The sequence below is a fragment of the Algoriphagus taiwanensis genome, assembly GCF_036245645.1.
In the GTDB taxonomy this organism is placed as follows: Bacteria; Bacteroidota; Bacteroidia; order Cytophagales; family Cyclobacteriaceae; genus Algoriphagus; species Algoriphagus taiwanensis.
In genome coordinates this window covers 112,769-133,582 of sequence record NZ_BTPE01000005.1, presented here as the reverse complement: position 1 = coordinate 133,582, position 20,814 = coordinate 112,769, and the positions used below count along the sequence as shown (strand labels likewise).

Here is a 20,814-nt window from a genome sequence, read left to right as displayed (position 1 = left end):
CTTTTAACTACAAAATAATATTTGGTGATAAAGGTCCCTTTTTTCCTAAGGCCGGAAAATTCATGTAATTTTGACCATCCAAATGTAACTGCATCATGATTTACAATTCCATCATTGAAACCATCGGAAATACCCCGATGATCCGTCTAAACAAGCTTGCCAAAGATATCAAAGGAGAAGTCCTAGTGAAGGTCGAATACTTCAATCCGGGCAACTCCATGAAAGACCGGATGGCGATCAAGATGGTGGAAGATGCAGAAAAGGCAGGAATCCTGAAGCCGGGAGGTACGATTATCGAAGGAACCTCCGGAAATACAGGAATGGGTTTGGCCTTGGCTGCTGTGGCCAAAGGCTACAAGTGTATTTTCACCATGGCGGATAAGCAGTCCAAGGAGAAAATCGACATCCTTAAGGCAGTCGGTGCAGAAGTGGTCGTTTGTCCTACCAACGTGACTCCTGACGATCCCCGTTCCTATTATTCCGTAGCCAGAAAGCTGAACCGGGACATCCCCAATTCTTTTTATCCCAATCAGTACGACAATCTTTCCAATACCGCTGCTCATTACGAGACTACCGGGCCTGAGATTTGGCAAGACACTGAAGGAACAATAACTCACTATGCTGCCGGGGTAGGTACAGGGGGCTCCATGTGCGGAACAGCCAAATACCTCAAAGAGCAGAATCCAAACATTGTGACCGTGGGAATTGATACCTATGGTTCTGTTTTCAAAAAATACAAGGAAACCGGCATCTTCGATGAAAAGGAGATTTACCCTTACCTGACCGAAGGGATTGGAGAGGATATTTTACCAAAAAATGTGGATTTCAGCTTGATTGACCACTTTGTAAAAGTAACTGACAAAGACGCTGCGGTGATGACCCGTCGTTTGGCCAGAGAAGAAGGGCTTTTCGTTGGTTGGTCATGCGGATCAGCGGTACATGGGGCATTGGAGTGGGCCAAAGAAAACCTGAAAGAAGGAGATCGAATGGTGATCATTCTGCCCGACCACGGTACCCGGTATTTGGGAAAAGTCTACAACGACGAGTGGATGCGAAATCATGGATTTCTGGAAGATAAGACCTATTCCACTGCCCGGGATATCATCGCCCAGCGCAACGGAAGCTATTCTCTTCTTGCAGTGAAAAAGTCCGACTCGGTCAAAGAAGCCATTGCCCTGATGAACGGGAAAAGTGTTTCTCAAATCCCTGTTATGGAAAATGATGAAGTAGTAGGTAGCTTGACCGACAACAAGCTCCTTTCCAAAATCATTGATAACCCCGGCTTGAAAGATGCCCAAGTGTCCGATGTGATGGAAGATTCGATGAAGTTTGTGGCGTTGGATTCGACTTTGGATGTACTATCGTCCATGGTAGAGAAGGAAAAGGCCGTGTTGGTTCGTGATACCTTGGACAATATCCACATCATCACCAAGCACGATATTTTGGAAGCGTTTACGAAATAATCGGATTGGAAAATTTTAAAATTGAAAGATTAAAAAATTTTCAATTCACTATTTAGCGCTTGCATAAAGCCAGAAGGCAGTAAATCAAAAATCAGGAATTTTGGAAATTGAGATTATGGAATTCCCAATAGTTTAAAGAAAGAGTGTTTCAAAATGATGACTCAAGCTCAGATCCAAAAATTATTTCAACAGTATCCAGAATTCAGTATTCAAGAGGCATTAAGTAGGGGCTGGGAGCTTTTCAAAATCCAGCCCGCACTTACTTTTTTGTATTCCCTGTTGATTTTGGGGATTTCGGCGAGTTCCTCTGTTTTCCTTCAAGATTATAGCCTTTTCATTAGCATCCTGATCTCCCCGCCGTTGACGGGAGGGTTCTTTTTGGTGGCTAATCAGCTGAGTAGAGGATTGGAAGTCCGCCTGTCTGATTATTTCAATGGCTTTTCCTATTGGGGAATTCTCATTGTGACTTCCTTAGTCTCTGGAATTTTGACCTTTTTGGGAATTATTGCTTTGATCCTTCCCGGAATTTATTTGGGAGTGGCTTTTGTATTTGGGATTCCTTTTGCCCTGTTTTCCGGGATGGATTTTTGGAACTCCCTCGAACTTAGCCGTAAGCTGATTACCCGAAATTGGTGGAAGTTTTTTGGGTTTATTTTGGTCTTGATCGGGATTAATATCCTGGGGCTGTTGTTTTTTCTGGTTGGGGTGTTGGTCACTTTGCCGGTGAGCTACTTTGCCATTTATTCAGTTTTTGAGAAACTGACTGCGGATGCTTTAGCTGAGCCAGAAGTTATTCAGGATAAAAGTTGAGTCCGAAAATTAACCTTACAAAAAAGGGAGAAATCCTTTGTTTTAATAGAGTAAACAGGTTGAAAACCAGTAATCTATATTTTCAATAAATATCTTTCCTGTGCCCTAAATCAATCACATCTACGAGAAGTATTTTATCCTGAATCTCATAGATCACTCGATAATTGGCAACTCGAATTCTGTACCCATCCCTTCCTTTTAATTTTTTACAATCTTTTGGTCTTGGATCATTTCCCAAATCCAAGATGGCGAACTTGATTTTTGAATATTAGGGTTCAGGAATTTGGGAAAGTTTTTTCTGAGCTTTCCGTTCGATTCGGACCTTGTAATTCATTCCACCTATTGATTGCGTTTTTCTTCAATCTCCCTGAAAGCTTGTTCAGCGTCTATGAATTCTAATTCTCCCTTTTTTGCAGCATCATAGCTTTTGATATCATCCAATTCCTCAAGATCTTCCATCATCTTACTATATTCTTTAATTGGGAGAATAACTGCAATTTTTTTCCCCTGCTCGTCTGTTATGAATTGAGTTTTCATCGCTATTGGTTATTTCGTGAACTTATTTACTGCCTTTTTAACTATCGAAAATAGACAATGTCTTGGATATCTGGATTTCGCTTTCAGCTATTCTATTAACGGTTTATTCTCTTTTTTTTGTTCAACTTAATTTCATTCATGGGTCAGAAGCATAGCCTCTAGACGGTTTCTACACTTTTCCGCAAAATCATTTATAGCAGTTTCTGAAGGGGTTGGAGGATAAATCGGATCAGAAAGATAGATCCTGACTTTCCCGGGCCTGAGGAGAATGGACCCTCTCTTCATAATCCGATCAGCACCGATTACCGCCATGGGGAGAATGGGAATTCGTGTATCGATGGAAAGTCGGAAAGCGCCCTTTTGGAAAGGAAGAAGGGTTTCCCCGGTGTCGTTTCTCGTTCCTTCAGGAGCTACTACTACAGATATTCCTTTTTCCAGAATTCCAATCAATTTTTCCAAACTAGCTCGGCGTGATTCTACCGAACTTCGATCCACCCAAATGGCTAATTTTCCCACGACCCAGCCAAAAAATGGGATTTTTGACAATTCCTTTTTGCCCAAGGCTCTCAACTCCTGAGGGATAGCCATGGGGATTACCGGTGCGTCAATAAAGGAGCGGTGGTTGAAGATATAAATGTAAGGCTTGCTTCTATCGATCTTTTCTTTTCCCTCCACCTGAAACCGAATCCCTGATAAAAATGCCCAAATCCCCGCCCAAAGTCTGATAAAAACGAAGGATACCCGATCTCCTCTGGAGTGGATAAGAATCGGGAGGACAATGAACAGGCCCAAAATCAGCATGAGAACAATAAATATTAACGCTGAATAAAGGGTGTAAATCCACTGGAAGAACTTGATCATCCGGAAATATCGTTATTTTTGGGTTCGTAAATTATCCTTTAACTCTTTGCTTGCAGGTCCCGCGGTTGCGGGACTTTTTTCGTTTGGGACTTCAAGTTTAGAGGGAATGGGGAAAATTTGCAATCTGAAAGTTTTACCACCGTTTGAGCAATTATTCATTTTTCTGCTCTACTGGCTTGAAATAAAAGAAAATCAGTACCTTTGCAGTCCGTTCGGGTGAACGGCTCGTTTTGCAGGTGCAAAGCGCTGATTGCTAACCAAAAAACTTCAGCCGGATGACTCTACGGCTGAGGCCAATCAGAGTCAATTTTATATGTCTAGTTCAAAAGAATTTAACTGGGAAAACTTCGAAACCAAAGGCTTCGGAGAAGGCTATTCCAAGGAGCAGCGCGAGCAAATGGCCGCGATGTACGAAGGAACACTCAATGAAATCACCGAAAAAGAGGTGATCAAGGGTGTGGTAGTAGGAGTAAACGACAAGGATGTGATCATCAACATCGGGTTCAAATCCGACGGTTTGGTGCCTCTTTCCGAATTCCGTGACGTAGCTGGTATCAAGCCAGGTGACGAAGTGGAAGTATTCATCGAAGAGCAGGAAAATGCCTTGGGTCAATTGATCCTTTCCCGTAAAAAAGCAAAAATCGTCAAAGCTTGGCAGGACATCGAGAGCGCGTTGGAGCACGACAGCGTGATCGAAGGTCTCGTGAAAAGAAGAACCAAAGGTGGTTTGATCGTGGATATCTACGGTGTAGAAGCCTTCTTGCCAGGTTCTCAAATCGACGTGAAGCCTATCAGAGATTTCGATATCTATGTAGGTAAGAAGATGGAAGTGAAAGTGGTGAAAATCAACCACGCCAACGATAACGTAGTCGTTTCTCACAAAGTGTTGATCGAGAAAGACCTCGAAAAGCAAAAAGCAGAAATCCTCAACAACCTAGAGAAAGGTCAGGTATTGGAAGGGGTAATCAAGAACATGACCAACTTCGGTGTATTCATCGACTTGGGTGGTGTGGACGGATTGCTACACATTACCGATATCTCTTGGGGACGTATCAACCATCCGGAAGAAGTGTTGCAGTTGGATCAGAAAGTTCAGATCGTTGTTTTGGACTTTGATGACGACAAGAAGAGAATTTCTTTGGGCATGAAGCAGTTGACTGCTCATCCTTGGGATTCCTTGGCTGCCAACTTGGAGATCGGATCCAGAGTACAGGGTAAAATCGTGAATGTGGCTGATTACGGCGCATTCTTGGAGTTGGCTCCTGGAGTAGAAGGTTTGATCCACGTATCCGAAATGAGCTGGTCTCAGCACTTGAGAAACCCAGCTGACTTCGTGAAAGTAGGTGACGAAATCGAAGCAGTAGTATTGACTTTGGACAAGGACGAAAGAAAAATGTCTTTGGGCATCAAGCAATTGACCGAAGATCCTTGGACTAAGGGTGACATGTCTACCAAATATGCGGTAGGTACCAAGCACAAAGGCGTGGTAAGAAACCTGACCAACTTCGGTCTCTTCCTGGAATTGGAAGAAGGTATCGATGGTTTGGTACACGTATCTGACCTTTCCTGGACCAAGAAAATCAAGCATCCGTCTGAATTCGTGAAAGTGGGTGACGAGCTGGATGTAGCTGTGTTGGAATTGGACGTGGAAAACAGAAGATTGGCTTTGGGCCACAAGCAGTTGGAAGAGAATCCTTGGGATACCTTCGAGACAGTATTCCCAGTTGGTTCTGTACACAAGTGTACTGTAGTTTCCAAAAATGACAAAGGTGCGGTTCTTGAACTACCTTACGGATTGGAAGGATTTGCAACAGTGAAAAACTTGGAAAAAGAAGACGGTTCTCAAGTAGAAGTTGGTGAAGCTTTGGATTTCAGAGTGACCGAATTCTCCAAGGATGACAAGAGAATAGTACTTTCTCATACTGCTACTTTCAGAGAAGAGGCAAAAGCTGCTAAGAAAGCTGCCGCTCCTAAGAAGAAGGGTAACGAATCAGTAGATATGCCTGCACCTGCAGAAAAGTCTACTTTGGGCGACCTGGATGCTTTGGCAGAATTGAAAGAGAAGATGGAAGGGAAAAAATAAGACTTGAGACATCAATCTCAAGACTTTAATATAGAAAACGCCGGCTGGAAAAGGTCGGCGTTTTTTTTGTGTCTGTAGCAGAATTGGTTTTCGGTTCGTGAGAGTTAAAAGATACCTTGAATTCTCATGAAAAAAATTGGCTTTTTATTCCTTTTATTAATCATTTCCTTCGCTGCAATTGCACAAACCGGACTTTCAGTTCAGGGTTATTATGGAATTTCCCGATCGGGGCTTACCCGAAAAGTTGAATTGGTTGGGGTCAGCACTCCGAGTATGGATCGTGTCAGTAATTTTGGATTAATTCTTTCCAAGGATTTGGGGTCGAAATTCAGAGTCGGCACAGGTCTAAGTTACACCTACGGGACAGTCGACTATAGTGTGAACTGTCCGAATTGTATTACCCAAGGGCCTGGTTTTTTGGTAGCCCACAACCCGGATTTTAGTATGCTCTCTGTTCCGGTTTATGGGGAATTTATTTTTGGAAGGATTTTTTATTTGGCAGCTGGGCCTTTGCTTGATTTTCAACAGTCAGAAGGGAATAATTTCTCAGACCAAAGTGGCTTAGGCTACTTGCTGGGATTAGGTACTCGAGTGCCAATGAAAAATTGGTTCTTGTCATTCCAATCTCAATACAAAAGACACGGAGTAGTTCCTTTTGAAAATCAGGAAAACAACAAATTTATTTTTCAAGAATTGGGGTTGCAGATAGGAATTGGGTATTCTTTCTGATAACTGGAATTGGTCCTGTTCACAAAAAACACACAAAAAAAATAAAAGCATCCTGGATTCCAGAATGCTTTTTTGATGAGGTCGCGAGCGGATTCGAACCGCTGTACAAGGTTTTGCAGACCTCTGCCTAGCCACTCGGCCACGCGACCCTATGTTTTAGGAATGCAAATGTAAAGATTATCTTTTCAGCGGCAAAGGGCTGTTCTTTTATTTTCTTTCGAATAGAGAAAATGGGCGCAGATTTTTTATTGATAACCAAAGTTGATTTTATACAATTCTGTTGATTTTCAGACCTGTACGATTTTGAGTCAAAAATCACATTATTTATAATTATTCTAAATTACATCCTGTCTTGAAATAAAGTTACAATATGCTGTAAATCAGTAAAATAAATGGCTGAAGTAAGGATAAGGGCTACATTTCTGCATCTGGAATTCATATTTGAAAAATTAGCGTCCGATACTACCTTTGCAGGGGTTATTGAGACCGTTAAAAACTATTTAATTAGCTATTATATGTTATCCAACCGCTCGTTAGTAGGGATTCGATTAAGTTTCCAAATGCTGGCAGTGCTGTTTTTCCTAGTGATCGGAGCCGCTTCTTACGCCGCTGATCCATCAGTGTCCAACAGCGAAGAGGCAATCTCAGCAGGAAAGACTGTGTTTAATGCCAACTGTAAGCAATGTCACAAGCTGGATCAGAAATACACTGGCCCTGCTTTGAGAGGCTCTTCTGAACGTCAACCGATTGAAGTGGTAAAGAGCTTCATCAAAAACTCGACCGCAGTTATTGCGTCAGGGAACTCGTATTACAGTAATCTTTACAAAGAATACAACAATACCGTGATGCCCTCTCACGAGTTTTTGTCTGATGATGACCTGAACAACTTGCTTTCCTACATTGAGTATGGTGACAAGGTGGATCCTGCAGCTGCAGCTGCAGCTGGTGCAGAAGGTGCTGTAGCCGGAGGTGCCGGGGGAGGAATTCCAAGTGAATACCTAACTCTGATCTTGGGAGTACTAGTTCTGGTTTTGTTGTTGATTTTGGTCGTATTGGGATTGATCATCTCTGTTTTGACCAAGTACTTGAACAAGCAAGGCTTAGAGGAAGATGACAAGGAATTCATTTCTCAGAAAGCTGATTTTGGGAAAGTCTTCAAATCCGATGCATTTATTATAATAGTGACTGCCTTGGTAGTGGCTTTGGTTGCCAAGACCGCTATTGATGGGCTTTACAGCGTAGGCGTGCAGCAAGGTTACGCTCCTGCTCAGCCGATCGCATTCTCTCATGCGCTTCACGCAGGACAATATGAGATCGCTTGTCAGTACTGCCACACCGGTGTGGAAATCGGTAAGTCGGCTAATATTCCTTCCGCTAACATCTGTATGAACTGCCACATGCATATCCAAAATGTGGGAGGTAAAGAAGGAATCTCTCCTGAAATCCAAAAAATCTACAATGCTGTGGACAACAAACAGCCTATTGAATGGGTGAGAGTTCACAACCTTCCTGACTTGGCTTACTTCAACCACTCTCAGCACGTAGCTGTAGGTGGCGTCGAATGTCAAACCTGTCATGGTCCTATTCAGGAAATGGAAGTGGTAGCTCAGCACAGTTCTTTGACTATGGGCTGGTGTATTGATTGCCACAGACAAACCGAGATTGCCACAGAAGGCAATGTCTACTACGAAAAGTTGGTTCAATTGCACTCAGATTCCAAAGATGCCTTGAAAGTAAAAGACATCGGAGGCTTGGAGTGTGCGAAGTGCCACTATTAATTATTCCTTATCCTTTTAGCTAATTCATTCCTAGAAATAAAAATGAAGGAAAATAAAAAAACCTACTGGAAAGGGCTCGAGCAACTCAGCAACGATCCGGAGTTTGTGAAGAATGCAGACAGGGAGTTTCCTGAATTACCATCCAGTTTGTCCGAGGAAGGAAGTGCTTCCAGAAGAGATTTTCTGAAAATGATGGGATTCAGCTTGGCGGCCGCCTCATTGGCAGCTTGCGAGGCGCCGGTGAGAAAAGCCATCCCTTATGTTAATAAGCCGGTGGATATCAATCCATCTATTCCTAACTACTACGCTTCTACTTTTGCCTCAGGCGGTGATTATGCTGCTGTGGTTGTAAAGACTAGAGAAGGTCGTCCGATCAAAATCGACGGAAACGAGTTATCTCCTGTCAACAAAGGAAAAGTGAACGCTATCGTGGAAGGTTCTGTACTTTCTCTTTACGATAAGCAGCGATACACAGATCCTATGGTAGCCGGACAGAAGTCTGATTGGGCTACTGTAGATGCTGAGGTTAAGTCCAAACTGGCTTCTGCAGGTACTGTAAAGATTGTGGCCAATACCATTCTTTCTCCTTCCACTCTGGAGGCGCTCCGCTTGTTCTCTGATAGTTTTGGTGGAGCGGAAGTCATCATGTATGACCCTATCTCCAACTATGGTATTACTAAAGCTTCTGAAACCTACTATGGTTCGGCAGTGCTTCCTTCCTATCATTTTGACAAAGCAAAGACCATCGTTTCCTTTGGTGCCGACTTTCTAGGTACTTGGGTTTCTCCGATTGAATTTGCTTCTGCTTATGGAAAAACAAGAAAGATCAGCAAGGAAAAGCCTGAAATGTCCAGACATTATCAGTTTGAATCCAATCTTTCTTTGACCGGTGCCAATGCGGATTACCGTACTCCAATCAAAGCTTCTCAGTCTGGCTTGGCGGTATTGGCACTTTATAATGCAATCGCTGCTAAAACTGGCGCAGCTACCGTTTCTGCTCCAAAGGTAGAAGTGGCTCATTTGGACAAAGCAGCCAATGATCTTTTAGCATCCCGAGGTGCTTCTTTGGTCGTTTCCGGTTCCAATGATCCTAACGTACAAGTAGTCGTCCATGCGATCAATGAATTGCTAGGAAACAATGGGGCTACTGTAGACTTCTCTTCTCCTGCTCATTTCAGAAAAGGAGATGATGCTAAAATGAATCAGTTCGTAACTGAACTGAAGGCAGGTAGAATCGGAGGAGTGGTATTCTACAACTGTAATCCGGTTTATGACCATGCTAGAGGTGCTGAAATAGCTGAGGGTATTTCCAAAGCTAAGGTCAGCATTGCTACCAACGGAACAATGGATGAGACCTCTTCCTTGGTTCAGGTTGTAGCTCCTGATCATCATTTCTTGGAGTCTTGGAATGATTTCGAGCCAAAATTGGGACATTTTTCCTTGGCTCAGCCTACCATTTCTCCTCTATTCAACACCCGTCAAGCTCAGGATTCCTTCTTGACTTGGGCTGGTTCCACTAGTAATTACTATGATTTCTTGAGAACCAATTGGGAATCTTCTGTATTCACTCAAGTGGAAACAGGTGGCGATTTCCAGGAGTTCTGGGATACCTCTTTATACAATGGTGTACTTGCCTTGAGTAAAACAGCACCTTCTGTTTCTGTAGTAGGAGATGTATCCGCTGCAGCTGCTGAGGTGGCGAAAGCTTACAAAGCAGATAATGCAGGTGCTGAATTGGTAATTTATTCCAAAGTCGGTATCGGTAATGGAGCCTATGCAAATAACCCTTGGCTTCAGGAAATGCCCGATCCAATCACCAAAGCTACTTGGGACAACTACCTGACTGTTTCTCAAGCTTGGGCTTCTGAAAATGGAGTAACCATGGTGGAGGAAAATACCCAAAAGGCTCAAATTACCGTCAATGGTAAAACCTTGATTGTTCCGATTTTGATTCAGCCAGGTCAGGCAAATGGTACTTTCGGTTTGGCTTTGGGCTACGGAAGAACTAAGGCCGGCAGAGTGGCTGATGGAGTAGGGGTGAATGCTTACGATTTGCTAGATGCATCCAAAGGATTCATCAACTTTGATATCACTACTGGTGTGGAAGTCACTGTAACTGGTGATTCTTACAAAATTGCAAGAACTCAGACTCATCAAACTTTCATGGGACGTGAAAACGTCATTCAGGAAGCAACCCTAGCTGATTACAAGCAGGATGCATCTGCAGGAAGATATAAGCCAGAGATTTACAAAGACGGTGAGTTTGTGAAGCCTTCTAAGATTTCTCTTTGGAAAGGTCATCAATACAGTCAGCACCACTGGGGTTTGGCTATAGATATGAACTCTTGTATCGGTTGTGGAGCTTGTACCGTCGCCTGTCAGGTTGAAAACAACGTGGCAGTAGTCGGAAAACAAGAAGTGCTTAACAGAAGAGAGATGGCTTGGATCAGAATTGACCGCTACTATTCTTCTGACGCTCCTGCTGATGATTTGAGAGGAATGGAAGTTGCGGCTGAAAATCCAGAAGTAACCTTCCAGCCGATGATGTGTCAGCAGTGTAACAATGCTCCTTGTGAGACGGTGTGTCCTGTTGCAGCTACGACTCACTCTTCTGAGGGTCTCAACCAAATGACTTACAACAGATGTATCGGTACCCGATATTGTGCAAACAACTGTCCGTATAAGGTTCGTCGATTCAACTGGTTCAAATACCACGACAACAAAGATTTCGCTGGGGTAAACATTGCTCAAAATGATGATTTGGGTAAAATGGTCCTTAACCCTGATGTGACAGTTCGTGTGCGTGGTGTGATGGAAAAATGCTCCATGTGTGTGCAGAGAATTCAGGCAGGTAAGCTTGCTGCCAAGCGCGAGAAGAGAAAAGTTCAGGACGGAGAAATCAACGTTGCTTGTGCTGTTGCCTGTCCTACTGATGCTTTGGTATTCGGAGACATGAATGATCCAAACAGCCGAGTTTCTCAACTTCTGAAAATCGAGGAGAATTCAACTTCTGCCTTGAAAGAAGTGGGAGAAGAGCGAGCGTACCACGTGTTGGAAGAGATCAACGTTAGCCCTAACGTTTGGTACTTTACCAAAATCAGAAATAAAGAGAAAAACGAAGCGTAATCATAATTAATTAAACTATGCAGGTTACTTCATCCGTACGCCAACCGTTAGTTACTGGAGGTAAGACCTACCATGACGTGACACATGACATTTCACGTCAGGTAGAAGGAAAGCCTTCCTTACTTTGGTTCCTGGCTTTTTTAACAGCAGCTGGAGTTTTGGGACTGGGAGCAATCGCCCTGGTAGCTACCCTCTGGGAAGGGATCGGTATGTGGGGTCTAAACAAAACAGTAGGTTGGGCTTGGGACATTACCAACTTCGTGTGGTGGGTCGGTATCGGTCACGCTGGTACGCTTATTTCTGCTGTATTGTTGTTGTTTAGACAAAAGTGGAGAACATCCATTAACAGAGCTGCTGAAGCGATGACCATCTTTGCCGTTATTTGTGCTGCTCAGTTTCCAATCATCCACATGGGTCGTCCATGGTTGGGTGCTTATTGGGCGCTTCCGTTGCCAAATACCTTTGGTTCACTTTGGGTAAACTTCAACTCTCCTCTTCTTTGGGACGTATTTGCGATCTCGACTTATTTCTCTGTTTCCTTGGTTTTCTGGTACATTGGTTTGATTCCTGATTTTGCCACTATTCGCGATAGAGCTACAGGTTTGAGAAAAACCATTTATGGTGCCCTTTCCTTTGGATGGGACGGAGCCGCAAAAACTTGGATGAGATATGAATCAGTTTCTTTGATTCTTGCAGGTTTGGCGACGCCTTTGGTACTTTCAGTTCACACTATCGTATCCTTTGACTTTGCTACTTCTGTAATCCCGGGATGGCACACCACCATTTTCCCTCCATACTTTGTGGCAGGTGCGATTTTCTCCGGTTTTGCAATGGTATTGACCTTGATGATCATCACCAGAAAAGTATTTAAGCTGGAGGATTACATTACGATTGGACATATCGAGTTGATGAATATTGTAATTATTATCACCGGTTCTATCGTAGGTATCGCGTATATCACCGAGTTTTTCATTGCTTGGTATTCCGGTGTAGAGGCTGAACAATATGCCTTCATCAACCGTGCAACTGGACCTTATTGGTGGGCATACTGGTCTATGATGACTTGTAATGTGATTTCTCCTCAGCTATTCTGGTTCAAGAAAATCAGAACTTCTATAGTAGCTACTTTCCTACTGTCTCTGGTAGTAAACATCGGGATGTGGTTTGAGAGATTTGTAATCATCGTTACCTCACTTCATAGAGACTTTTTGCCTTCTTCTTGGGCAATGTTCTACCCTACTTGGGCTGATGTGGGAGTTTATTTGTTCACTTTCGGTTTGTTCTTTACCCTGTTCTTCCTTTTCGCGAAGTTCTTCCCGGTAATCAACATGGCTGAAGTAAAATCTGTCTTGAAGTCTTCATCTGAAAAAGTTGAAAAATAATCATGGAAAGAGATACACACTTTGTTTTGGGAGTTTACGACGATGAGGACGTATTGCTCCATGCAGTAGAAAAAGTCAGAGGTAGCGGAGTGAAAATTCATGAAGTCTACTCTCCCTATCCTGTTCACGGTTTGGAGCATGTTTTGGGCTACAAAAGAAGCCGACTTCCAATCGCCGCTTTCCTTTTTGGAATGTTGGGAACCAGTTTGGCTTTGACCATGCAGTTTTACATGATGAAATTTGACTGGCCGATGATCATCGGGGGTAAGGATTATGCTGCGTTCCCGGATTTTATCCCGGTTACGTTTGAAATGACCGTATTGCTTGCAGCATTTGGAATGGTCGGAGTGTTTATGGTCAGTTCCAACTTGAAGCCTTGGGCGCAACCAAGAATCTTTGATTTGAGAAGTACTGATGACAAGCACATTATGGCTGTTGATATTGCAAACAATGGTTCCATGGATTTGGCAAAAATCAAGGAGATTTTGAAGTCCTCTGGTGCTTCTGAAGTAAATGAAAAAAGTTTCGATTAAGAATTCCGGATATATGAAAATTGCAAACGCATTAACACTGACGGGTTCGGTTCTGGTAGCAGCTCTTTTTACTGCCTGTAAAGCAGATGGAGAAAGCACAGGATTGGAATATTCTCCTCAGATGTATCATTCCGTAGCCTATGAGCCTTTGACACAGATTCAGGATGAATCTCAGGGCACTTGGCTTTCTACTAGAGAGGATGGAAAAGGGGAGTTTTTCAATTCCAACATCAATAATCCTCATGGAATGAATATGAGAGAGCCTGTGGAAAATACTGTTCCTAGAAACAAACAAGGCTATTTGCCTTACCGTTTGAAGACTTTTGAATTGGAGCAAGCTGCTTTAGTTAAAAATCCGGTTCCTTCTTCTGATGAAGTTTTAGCTCAGGGAGAAGCGCTTTATCTCCAGTATTGCAATGCCTGTCATGGCAAAGGTGGTGAAGGTGACGGAAAAGCAGGTGAAGTAATCGGTGGTGTGGCTAATCTAAAAGGAGGCGCCTATGTAGGACTTCCTGAAGGTCATATTTTCCACGTCATCACTAAAGGTAAAGGACGAATGGGAGCCCATGGTTCTCAAATCCCTGCAGAAAGCAGATGGAAAATTGTTCACTATGTCAAACAAGTTATCCAAGGTCAGCCTGTAGCAGCTGCTGCAGCCACTACTGAGGAAGCACAAGTAACCCCAGCTAACTAATCATGGCTCATCACGGCGAACAACACTACAATTTAGATCAGCGTTTCGATTTCAACGCTGCTACCAAAAAGTCTATCATGACTGTATTGATTATCGGTGCGGTTATTCTAGGCATCGGTATCGTCCTGGCAATGACAGGTGGTCATCACGAGGAGGCTGGAGAGGCTGGTGGACATGCTTTTCATTGGTACGAAAGACTTTATGCTAATCTTTGGATCAATAACGTCTTCTTTACCGGAATTGCTATCGTAGGGGTATTCTTCTTTGCAATTCAATTTGCCGCTCAGGCTGGTTGGTCTGCACCACTCCTTAGAGTAATGCTTTCCTTTGGCAATTGGTTGCCATATGCTGCTCTTTTGATGATTGCGACTTTCTTTATCGCTAACCATGATCTATTCCACTGGACTCATGCTTATCTCTTTGATAGGAATGATCCTCAATATGACAAGATTATAGATGGTAAAGGTGCTTTCTTCTATTGGCCTATGGAAAAGGGGACTTTCCCGATTTTCTATGTGCTGAGAATGGTTATTTTCTTTGCTTTCTGGGTTTTCTTCTTCAATAAGTTCAAGAAAATCTCCGATCAGGAGGACCAATTGGGAGGAACTTCCCACTGGTTTAAGATGAGAAGCTGGTCTGCTTATTTCTTGGTCTTCTTTGCGGTTTCATCTTCTGTTTCTGCATGGGATTGGGTAATGTCTATTGATACACACTGGTTCTCTACCCTTTTTGGTTGGTATGTGTTTGCTTCTTGGTTTGTATCAGGCCTTTCTGCAATCACTTTGTTGACTATTTTCTTGAAAGGAAGAGGTTATCTTGAGATGGTTAATGAAAACCATGTTCACGACTTAGGGAAATTTGTGTTCGGATTCTCTATTTTCTGGACTTACCTATGGTTCTCTCAATTCCTCTTGATCTACTATGCAAATATTCCTGAAGAATCTGTGTATTTCCTGGAGAGACTTCAGAGTGATGTGTATGGAGGATTTATTTTTGTGAACATTGCACTAAACTTTGTGCTCCCTTTCTTGGTTTTAATGACAAGAGATTCCAAAAGACACGGAGTATTCCTCAAGTTGGTTTGTACCATTCTTTTGGTTGGACACTGGATTGATTTCTTCCTGATGGTTCAGCCGGGTACATTAGGCCACAATGGTGGAATTGGTCTTATGGAAGTAGGAATGTTCTTAGTTTATGGTTCTGCGGTGGCGTTGGTTGTTTTAAGTGGTTTGGCGAAAAAGAACCTGATTGCGAAAAATCATCCAATGCTTGAAGAAAGCTATCATCATCACATTTAATTAACTATCCGAAAAAAATAAGGTATGTACGGATTTCTGATTGGAGTAGGGGTTTTGTTGCTGTTATCCATCATCTGGATGGTTTACAGAATACAAACCTTGGTATCGGTTGTAAAAGGCTCAGATAAAAAAGTAGCCTCAGGAAGTAATAAGATCAATGCGATTCTGTTCGTGTTTTTCTTATTGGGAACAGGTTTCCTCATGTTTTGGTATTCCATTAAAGAATTTGACAACTATCAGTTGCCAATAGCTTCTGAGCATGGGGTGATCACTGACCAGCTTTTCTGGGTAACCATGGCCGTGACAGGAATTGTTTTCCTGATTACACACATTTTGCTTTTTATCTTCCCTTACAAATACCAGTACAAGGAAAACAGAAAGGCTACCTTCTATCCTGACAATAATAAGCTTGAAGTTATCTGGACAGCTGTCCCAGGAGTTGTGCTAGCCGGCTTGGTTCTTACCGGATGGATGGCATGGTCGGATATCACTGCTCCTGCACCTGAAAATGCGCATGTCGTAGAAATCATGGGCTATCAGTTTGCTTGGGATGTCAGATATCCTGGAAAAGACAATGTTTTGGGAGATTACGATTATCGCTTGATCAATGCCTCCAATTCTCATGGGGTCGATTTTTCGGATAAAAATGCAATTGATGATTTTCCTTCACCGGTTGTAGTAATTCCAAAAGGAGAGCCTGTTTTGTTCAAAATCAGAGCTCGTGACGTATTGCACTCTGTATTTGCACCTCACATGAGATTGAAAATGGATGCAGTACCAGGTATGCCTACTCGTTTCTGGTTTGTCCCTACTAAGACAACCGCTGAAATGAGAGCGGAATTGAATGATCCTGAATTTGAATATGAAATCGCTTGTACAGAGATCTGTGGGCGTGGGCACTTTTCCATGAGAAAAGTAATAGAAGTGGTAGAGCCAGAAGCCTACCAGAAGTGGTTGGCGGAACAGAAATCTTTCATTCAGCAGAATCCTTCCCTTGCGGAAAATCTTCCTGCTGAGACGAAGGAGCTGGCAGAAATTCAGTTGAGCGAAAGTAAAAAATAAAATTATAGGTTATGGCAACAGCATCTGTAGCAAATCATGATGTACATGCGCACGATCATCACGATCACGAGCATCATGATAATTTTATAACAAAGTATATTTTCACCCAAGATCACAAGATGATCGGGAAGCAATTCCTAATCACCGGGATTTTCTGGGCGATCATTGGTGGATTCCTATCCATTCTATTCCGATTGCAGCTAGGTTTTCCTGATATGAATTTGGAATTCCTTCGTCCTCTTTTGGGAGGTTGGATTACAGAAAGTGGGCAATTGGACCAAACCTTCTATCTGGCTTTGGTTACCATGCACGGTACCATCATGGTCTTCTTTGTATTGACAGCCGGATTGAGTGGTACGTTCTCAAACTATTTGATCCCTCTTCAGATTGGTGCTAGGGATATGGCCTCGGGCTTTATGAATATGCTTTCCTACTGGTTCTTCTTCCTTTCCAGTGTGATCATGTTTATTTCCCTGTTCATCAAAACTGGTCCTGCCGGTGGGGGTTGGGTAGTTTATCCCCCTCTTTCCGCCTTGGAGCAAGCAATTCCGGGTTCTGGTCTAGGTATGACCCTTTGGTTAGTAGCAATGACCTTCTTTATTGCCTCTTCTCTTCTTGGAGGTATCAATTACATTACTACTGTAATTAACCTGAGAACAAAGGGTATGTCCTTCTCTAGACTTCCATTGACCATTTGGGCATTCTTCCTGACAGCTGTTATTGGTCTTTTGTCATTCCCTGTTCTATTTGCTGCAGCTTTACTATTGGTATTTGACCGAAGCTTTGGTACTTCCTTCTACCTTTCTGATATCTACATCGGTGGAGAGGCTTTGCCAAACACAGGCGGTAGTCCAGTATTGTATCAGCACTTGTTCTGGTTCTTGGGACACCCTGAAGTTTACATTGTATTGTTGCCAGCCTTGGGAATTACATCCGAGGTTATTGCGACCAATTCAAGGAAACCAATTTTCGGATACAAGGCGATGATTATTTCCATGTTGGGAATTACCATTCTCTCTTTCATCGTGTGGGCACACCACATGTTTGTATCTGGGATGAATCCATTCTTGGGATCGATCTTCATGTTCTTGACATTGATTATTGCGGTGCCTTCTGCGGTAAAAGTATTTAACTACTTGACTACACTTTGGAGAGGTAACTTGATCTTCACTCCAGCGATGCTGTTCTCAATTGGTCTGGTATCTTTCTTCATCTCTGGTGGCTTAACAGGTATCTTCCTTGGTAACTCCGCCATTGATATTCAGCTCCATGATACTTATTTTGTCGTAGCTCACTTCCACCTGGTAATGGGTTCTGCTTCCTTCTTTGGATTGCTAGCAGGTGTTTACCACTGGTTCCCTAAGATGTTTGGACGAATGATGGATGCCCGATTAGGATACGTTCATTTCTGGTTGACTTTCGTCGGTGTGTACATGGTATTCTTCCCAATGCACTACATTGGTATTGCTGGTTTCCCAAGAAGATACTATTCCTGGACTAACTTTGAGTTTTCCAATATGTACACTGATTTGAACATGTTTGTATCAGTAGCCGCAATCATCACCTTTGCAGCTCAGTTTATCTTCTTGTTCAACTTCTTCAACAGTATGTACAGAGGTAGAAAAGCTACTCAAAACCCATGGAGATCTACTACCTTGGAATGGACTACTCCTATCAATCCGGGTCATGGTAACTGGCCAGGAGAGATTCCAACGGTCTATAGATGGCCTTACGACTACTCCAAGCCAGGTGCTGACGAAGACTTCATTCCCCAGACTGTACCGTATTCTCAAACTCCTGAATCCAACTTGCCTCACGAGCAGGAGTTGGTAAAGCTGGAGCAGGAGATTATGAAAGAAGAGTCTGAGGTATTGGTCGCCAATGAAAACAAACACTGATAAATTAATAAACAGCTTCCGCCGAACATCATTCTTGACGGTGGCAGCTGTTTATTTTCTCATACTGGTCGGAGGGATAGTCAGAAGTACCGGATCTGGTATGGGATGCCCTGATTGGCCAAAATGTTTTGGGAGCGTGATTCCACCTACACATGTGGATCAGCTCCCAAAAAATTATCAGGAGATTTATCTTGCGCAACGAATAGCTAAAAACGAACGGTTTGTAGCTACACTTGAAAAATTAGGATTCGAGGATACCGCCCGTCAGATTGCTAATGATAAATCTATCTTGGTTGAGGAGGAGTTCAATGCTACCAAAACCTGGATCGAATACATCAATCGGCTTATAGGTGTTGTCATTGGTTTGTTGATCATTCTTACCCTTTGGAAATCTCTGAAGCTCTGGAAGATCGATAAAATGATTCCAATTTTGGCCTTTGTTGCATTGGTCTTGGTTTTGTTCACCGGTTGGATAGGATCTATTGTAGTCTCCACCAATCTTTTGGCATGGATGATTACTATTCATATGCTTCTTGCACTCGCACTGGTGGCGGTGCTGTTGTATATTAATCACCGGTCAGAAAGATTACAGCCATCTCATGGTGTGCGAGCTGAGATTCCGGCTAAAGTTCGATGGATTCTGATCTTTGCGGCTATCCTGATGCTCATTCAAGTAGTCCTTGGAACCCAAGTCCGTGAAGAGATAGACAGAATCTCTTTTGCGCTTGGAAATTTGATGAGAGAAGAGTGGATTGATCAAATTGGAATCAAATTTATTATCCATAGATCATTCTCTCTGCTTCTATTGGCAGTCCATGTTCTTTATTTCTTTTGGGCTTTCAAGTATTCAGTCCGGAAGTCTAAAGTGCAAGTATGGAGTCAGGTTTTGATGTTGGTGTTGATCTTGGAAATAGCAACGGGTATGGGGATGGCTTATTTCGGTATTCCGGCTTTCCTTCAGCCACTTCATTTAGTCTTGGGGTCTTTGATATTGGGGATTCAGTTGATGCTGATCTTACAGTTGAAAGACCAAGTTCAGTTTAAGTTAAATTAATCAGCAACAATGAGGACAGTTAATGCAACTGACCATTCTATAGTAAGCTTCCTTTTAGTAAGGGCAAAAGCCTATGCAGATCTGATTAAGATCAGATTGTCTGCATTGGTGACCTTTTCCGCAGTCTTTGGCTACATCCTCGGTGATAGAGGTGTAGGTTTTGGATGGACAGGATTTTTAGGTCTAGCCTTGGGAGGGTTTTTAATTTCGGGTGCATCTGGTGCTGCCAATGAAATCATGGAGCGTGATTTAGATCGGTTGATGAAAAGAACTCAGAACCGACCTTTGCCTCTAAATATTATTTCTCTTCAAGAAGCGTACTGGTTTACTGTTATTGTAGCACTCGTCGGAGTAGGTTTGCTTTGGGCATTTACCAATCCATTGACCACTTGGTTGGGAGTTTTGAGCATGGTACTTTATGTATTTGCTTATACTCCGCTAAAGAGAGTAGGTCCTATTGCAGTATTTGTCGGAGCTATTCCCGGTGCGATGCCTCCTCTTTTAGGATGGACTGCAGCTACCGGAACTATCTCTCATGAAGCTTTAATCATCTTTGGAATTCAATTTATCTGGCAATTCCCGCACTTCTGGGCAATTGCTTGGGTAAGTGATGAAGATTACAAGCGAGCTGGCTTTAAATTACTTCCCAGTGGGGGAGGACAAGATTTGAATACAGCTATACAAATCATGATTTATACGCTGTTTCTTCTGCCTTTGGGGCTGTTGCCTTCTTATTTCGGTTTGACTGGAATAAATTCAGGTATAGTTGCTACTATCTGTGGAGTTTTGTTTTTGGCTCAGACCTTCTCATTGATGAGGGACTGCAGTCGAAAGTCCGCTCTGAAAATTATGTTTGGATCATTTCTTTATCTGCCGATTGTGCAGATAGCGTATTTGTTGGATAAGATGCCTTAAGTGATGGAGAGAGAATTGAAATATGTAGATATGGTCGAACAACCGATCAGTATGCATCCCAAGAAGTTTGCGCTGTGGTTGTTCATGGTTACTGTGGTCATGCTTTTTGCAGCGTGGACCAGTGCCTATATCGTAAGACAAGCAGAAGGAAACTGGCTGGAATACGATCTGCCTCAAGTATTTTGGATAACATCAGGAATTGTGGTGCTCAGTTCGATCGCCTTACAATGGGCTTATTTCTCAGCTAAGAAAGATAATTTTGCCAATCTCCGAACAGGTATGGTTCTTACTGTACTTTTGGGAATTGGCTTTTTGGTTGGACAATGGTACAGTTGGGTTGCTTTGGTAGACCGTGAAGTCTTCTTCGTAGGCAATCCTGCAGGATCATTTTTGTATGTAATCACAGGAATGCACGCCCTACACCTAATCAGTGGTTTAATATTTCTGATTATTGTGCTAATTTCGACCTTTAGATTGAAAGTACACTCACAGGCTATGAATACCATGGAAATGGCGACTACTTATTGGCATTTTCTCGGGGGGCTTTGGCTGTATCTTTTCATGTTCTTATTATTGAATCATTAATTTAAC

18 protein-coding genes and 1 tRNA gene are annotated in these 20,814 nt (G+C 42.8%); 15 read left to right on the top strand and 4 right to left on the bottom strand.

The features are described 5' to 3' along the window. The first annotated feature begins 95 nt into the window (after positions 1–95). Both AAA938_RS08715 and AAA938_RS08710 read left to right on the top strand, forming a co-directional pair. Entirely contained in the window at positions 96–1,463 is a 1,368-nt protein-coding gene (locus tag AAA938_RS08715; RefSeq protein WP_338228279.1) for a cystathionine beta-synthase, read from the top strand. Between the two features lie 153 nt (positions 1,464–1,616). Further along, entirely contained in the window at positions 1,617–2,273 is a 657-nt protein-coding gene (locus AAA938_RS08710) for a DUF2189 domain-containing protein (RefSeq protein ID WP_338228278.1), read from the top strand. 82 nt (positions 2,274–2,355) lie between these two features. On the opposite strand, the gene AAA938_RS20280 is transcribed toward AAA938_RS08710, so the two are convergent. The 3 genes from AAA938_RS20280 to AAA938_RS08700 all read right to left on the bottom strand — a co-directional run bounded on the left by AAA938_RS20280 (position 2,356) and on the right by AAA938_RS08700 (position 3,671). Next, complete coding sequence (locus tag AAA938_RS20280) at positions 2,356–2,532, bottom strand: type II toxin-antitoxin system RelE family toxin (RefSeq protein WP_420915737.1); 177 nt, start codon at positions 2,530–2,532, stop codon at positions 2,356–2,358. A gap of 80 nt (positions 2,533–2,612) precedes the next feature. Then, positions 2,613–2,810, bottom strand: coding sequence for a hypothetical protein (locus tag AAA938_RS08705; RefSeq protein WP_338228277.1), 198 nt, complete (start codon positions 2,808–2,810; stop codon positions 2,613–2,615). Between the two features lie 132 nt (positions 2,811–2,942). Next, the gene (locus AAA938_RS08700) at positions 2,943–3,671 is read right to left on the bottom strand and encodes a lysophospholipid acyltransferase family protein (protein ID WP_338228276.1); all 729 of its coding nucleotides are present in this window, start codon (positions 3,669–3,671) and stop codon (positions 2,943–2,945) included. Between the two features lie 313 nt (positions 3,672–3,984). On the opposite strand from AAA938_RS08700, the gene rpsA reads away from it, so the two are divergent. Together rpsA and AAA938_RS08690 are read left to right on the top strand one after the other, a co-directional pair. Next, positions 3,985–5,754, top strand: coding sequence for a 30S ribosomal protein S1 (gene rpsA / locus AAA938_RS08695; protein WP_338219571.1), 1,770 nt, complete (start codon positions 3,985–3,987; stop codon positions 5,752–5,754). Positions 5,755–5,880: 126 nt separating this feature from the next. After that, positions 5,881–6,483: a hypothetical protein gene (locus AAA938_RS08690; RefSeq protein WP_338228275.1), complete on the top strand. Its 603-nt coding sequence runs from the start codon at positions 5,881–5,883 to the stop codon at positions 6,481–6,483. Between the two features lie 78 nt (positions 6,484–6,561). Here AAA938_RS08690 and AAA938_RS08685 read toward each other — a convergent pair. Next, a tRNA-Cys gene (locus tag AAA938_RS08685) sits at positions 6,562–6,632 on the bottom strand. Positions 6,633–6,998: 366 nt separating this feature from the next. On the opposite strand from AAA938_RS08685, the gene AAA938_RS08680 reads away from it, so the two are divergent. The 11 genes from AAA938_RS08680 to AAA938_RS08630 are packed head-to-tail and all read left to right on the top strand — an operon-like array spanning position 6,999 to position 20,808. Continuing rightward, the gene (locus tag AAA938_RS08680; RefSeq protein WP_338228273.1) at positions 6,999–8,261 is read left to right on the top strand and encodes a c-type cytochrome; all 1,263 of its coding nucleotides are present in this window, start codon (positions 6,999–7,001) and stop codon (positions 8,259–8,261) included. A 42-nt stretch (positions 8,262–8,303) separates the two neighbouring features. Beyond that, positions 8,304–11,387, top strand: coding sequence for a TAT-variant-translocated molybdopterin oxidoreductase (locus AAA938_RS08675; protein ID WP_338228272.1), 3,084 nt, complete (start codon positions 8,304–8,306; stop codon positions 11,385–11,387). A 17-nt stretch (positions 11,388–11,404) separates the two neighbouring features. Next, positions 11,405–12,769, top strand: coding sequence for an NrfD/PsrC family molybdoenzyme membrane anchor subunit (gene nrfD, locus AAA938_RS08670; RefSeq protein ID WP_338228271.1), 1,365 nt, complete (start codon positions 11,405–11,407; stop codon positions 12,767–12,769). A gap of 2 nt (positions 12,770–12,771) precedes the next feature. Next, positions 12,772–13,302 (top strand): DUF3341 domain-containing protein, encoded by a 531-nt coding sequence (locus AAA938_RS08665; RefSeq protein WP_338228270.1) that lies wholly within the window; start codon positions 12,772–12,774, stop codon positions 13,300–13,302. A 13-nt stretch (positions 13,303–13,315) separates the two neighbouring features. Then, positions 13,316–13,996, top strand: coding sequence for a c-type cytochrome (locus tag AAA938_RS08660; protein ID WP_338228269.1), 681 nt, complete (start codon positions 13,316–13,318; stop codon positions 13,994–13,996). A 2-nt stretch (positions 13,997–13,998) separates the two neighbouring features. Continuing rightward, positions 13,999–15,294, top strand: coding sequence for a quinol:cytochrome C oxidoreductase (locus tag AAA938_RS08655; protein ID WP_338228267.1), 1,296 nt, complete (start codon positions 13,999–14,001; stop codon positions 15,292–15,294). Between the two features lie 24 nt (positions 15,295–15,318). Continuing rightward, positions 15,319–16,356 (top strand): cytochrome c oxidase subunit II, encoded by a 1,038-nt coding sequence (locus AAA938_RS08650; protein WP_338228266.1) that lies wholly within the window; start codon positions 15,319–15,321, stop codon positions 16,354–16,356. An 11-nt stretch (positions 16,357–16,367) separates the two neighbouring features. Then, complete coding sequence (locus AAA938_RS08645) at positions 16,368–18,254, top strand: cytochrome c oxidase subunit I (RefSeq protein ID WP_338228265.1); 1,887 nt, start codon at positions 16,368–16,370, stop codon at positions 18,252–18,254. After that, positions 18,238–19,308, top strand: a complete 1,071-nt coding sequence (locus tag AAA938_RS08640; RefSeq protein WP_338228264.1) for a COX15/CtaA family protein — start codon at positions 18,238–18,240, stop codon at positions 19,306–19,308. Before AAA938_RS08645 ends, AAA938_RS08640 begins: the two co-directional genes overlap by 17 nt. 9 nt (positions 19,309–19,317) lie before the next feature. Then, complete coding sequence (gene cyoE, locus AAA938_RS08635) at positions 19,318–20,223, top strand: heme o synthase (RefSeq protein WP_338228262.1); 906 nt, start codon at positions 19,318–19,320, stop codon at positions 20,221–20,223. Between the two features lie 3 nt (positions 20,224–20,226). Continuing rightward, positions 20,227–20,808: a cytochrome c oxidase subunit 3 gene (locus AAA938_RS08630; protein ID WP_338228261.1), complete on the top strand. Its 582-nt coding sequence runs from the start codon at positions 20,227–20,229 to the stop codon at positions 20,806–20,808. Positions 20,809–20,814 lie beyond the last annotated feature (6 nt).

Bases quoted from the DNA above. Each gene is read 5' to 3' on its own strand.
- AAA938_RS08715 (WP_338228279.1), top strand. From the start codon at position 96: ATGATTTACAATTCCATCATTGAAACCATCGGAAATACCCCGATGATC.
- AAA938_RS08710 (WP_338228278.1), top strand. From the start codon at position 1,617: ATGATGACTCAAGCTCAGATCCAAAAATTATTTCAACAGTATCCAGAA.
- AAA938_RS08705 (WP_338228277.1), bottom strand. From the start codon at position 2,810: ATGAAAACTCAATTCATAACAGACGAGCAGGGGAAAAAAATTGCAGTT.
- AAA938_RS08700 (WP_338228276.1), bottom strand. From the start codon at position 3,671: ATGATCAAGTTCTTCCAGTGGATTTACACCCTTTATTCAGCGTTAATA.
- rpsA (WP_338219571.1), top strand. From the start codon at position 3,985: ATGTCTAGTTCAAAAGAATTTAACTGGGAAAACTTCGAAACCAAAGGC.
- AAA938_RS08690 (WP_338228275.1), top strand. From the start codon at position 5,881: ATGAAAAAAATTGGCTTTTTATTCCTTTTATTAATCATTTCCTTCGCT.
- AAA938_RS08680 (WP_338228273.1), top strand. From the start codon at position 6,999: ATGTTATCCAACCGCTCGTTAGTAGGGATTCGATTAAGTTTCCAAATG.
- AAA938_RS08675 (WP_338228272.1), top strand. From the start codon at position 8,304: ATGAAGGAAAATAAAAAAACCTACTGGAAAGGGCTCGAGCAACTCAGC.
- nrfD (WP_338228271.1), top strand. From the start codon at position 11,405: ATGCAGGTTACTTCATCCGTACGCCAACCGTTAGTTACTGGAGGTAAG.
- AAA938_RS08665 (WP_338228270.1), top strand. From the start codon at position 12,772: ATGGAAAGAGATACACACTTTGTTTTGGGAGTTTACGACGATGAGGAC.
- AAA938_RS08660 (WP_338228269.1), top strand. From the start codon at position 13,316: ATGAAAATTGCAAACGCATTAACACTGACGGGTTCGGTTCTGGTAGCA.
- AAA938_RS08655 (WP_338228267.1), top strand. From the start codon at position 13,999: ATGGCTCATCACGGCGAACAACACTACAATTTAGATCAGCGTTTCGAT.
- AAA938_RS08650 (WP_338228266.1), top strand. From the start codon at position 15,319: ATGTACGGATTTCTGATTGGAGTAGGGGTTTTGTTGCTGTTATCCATC.
- AAA938_RS08645 (WP_338228265.1), top strand. From the start codon at position 16,368: ATGGCAACAGCATCTGTAGCAAATCATGATGTACATGCGCACGATCAT.
- AAA938_RS08640 (WP_338228264.1), top strand. From the start codon at position 18,238: ATGAAAACAAACACTGATAAATTAATAAACAGCTTCCGCCGAACATCA.
- cyoE (WP_338228262.1), top strand. From the start codon at position 19,318: ATGAGGACAGTTAATGCAACTGACCATTCTATAGTAAGCTTCCTTTTA.
- AAA938_RS08630 (WP_338228261.1), top strand. From the start codon at position 20,227: ATGGAGAGAGAATTGAAATATGTAGATATGGTCGAACAACCGATCAGT.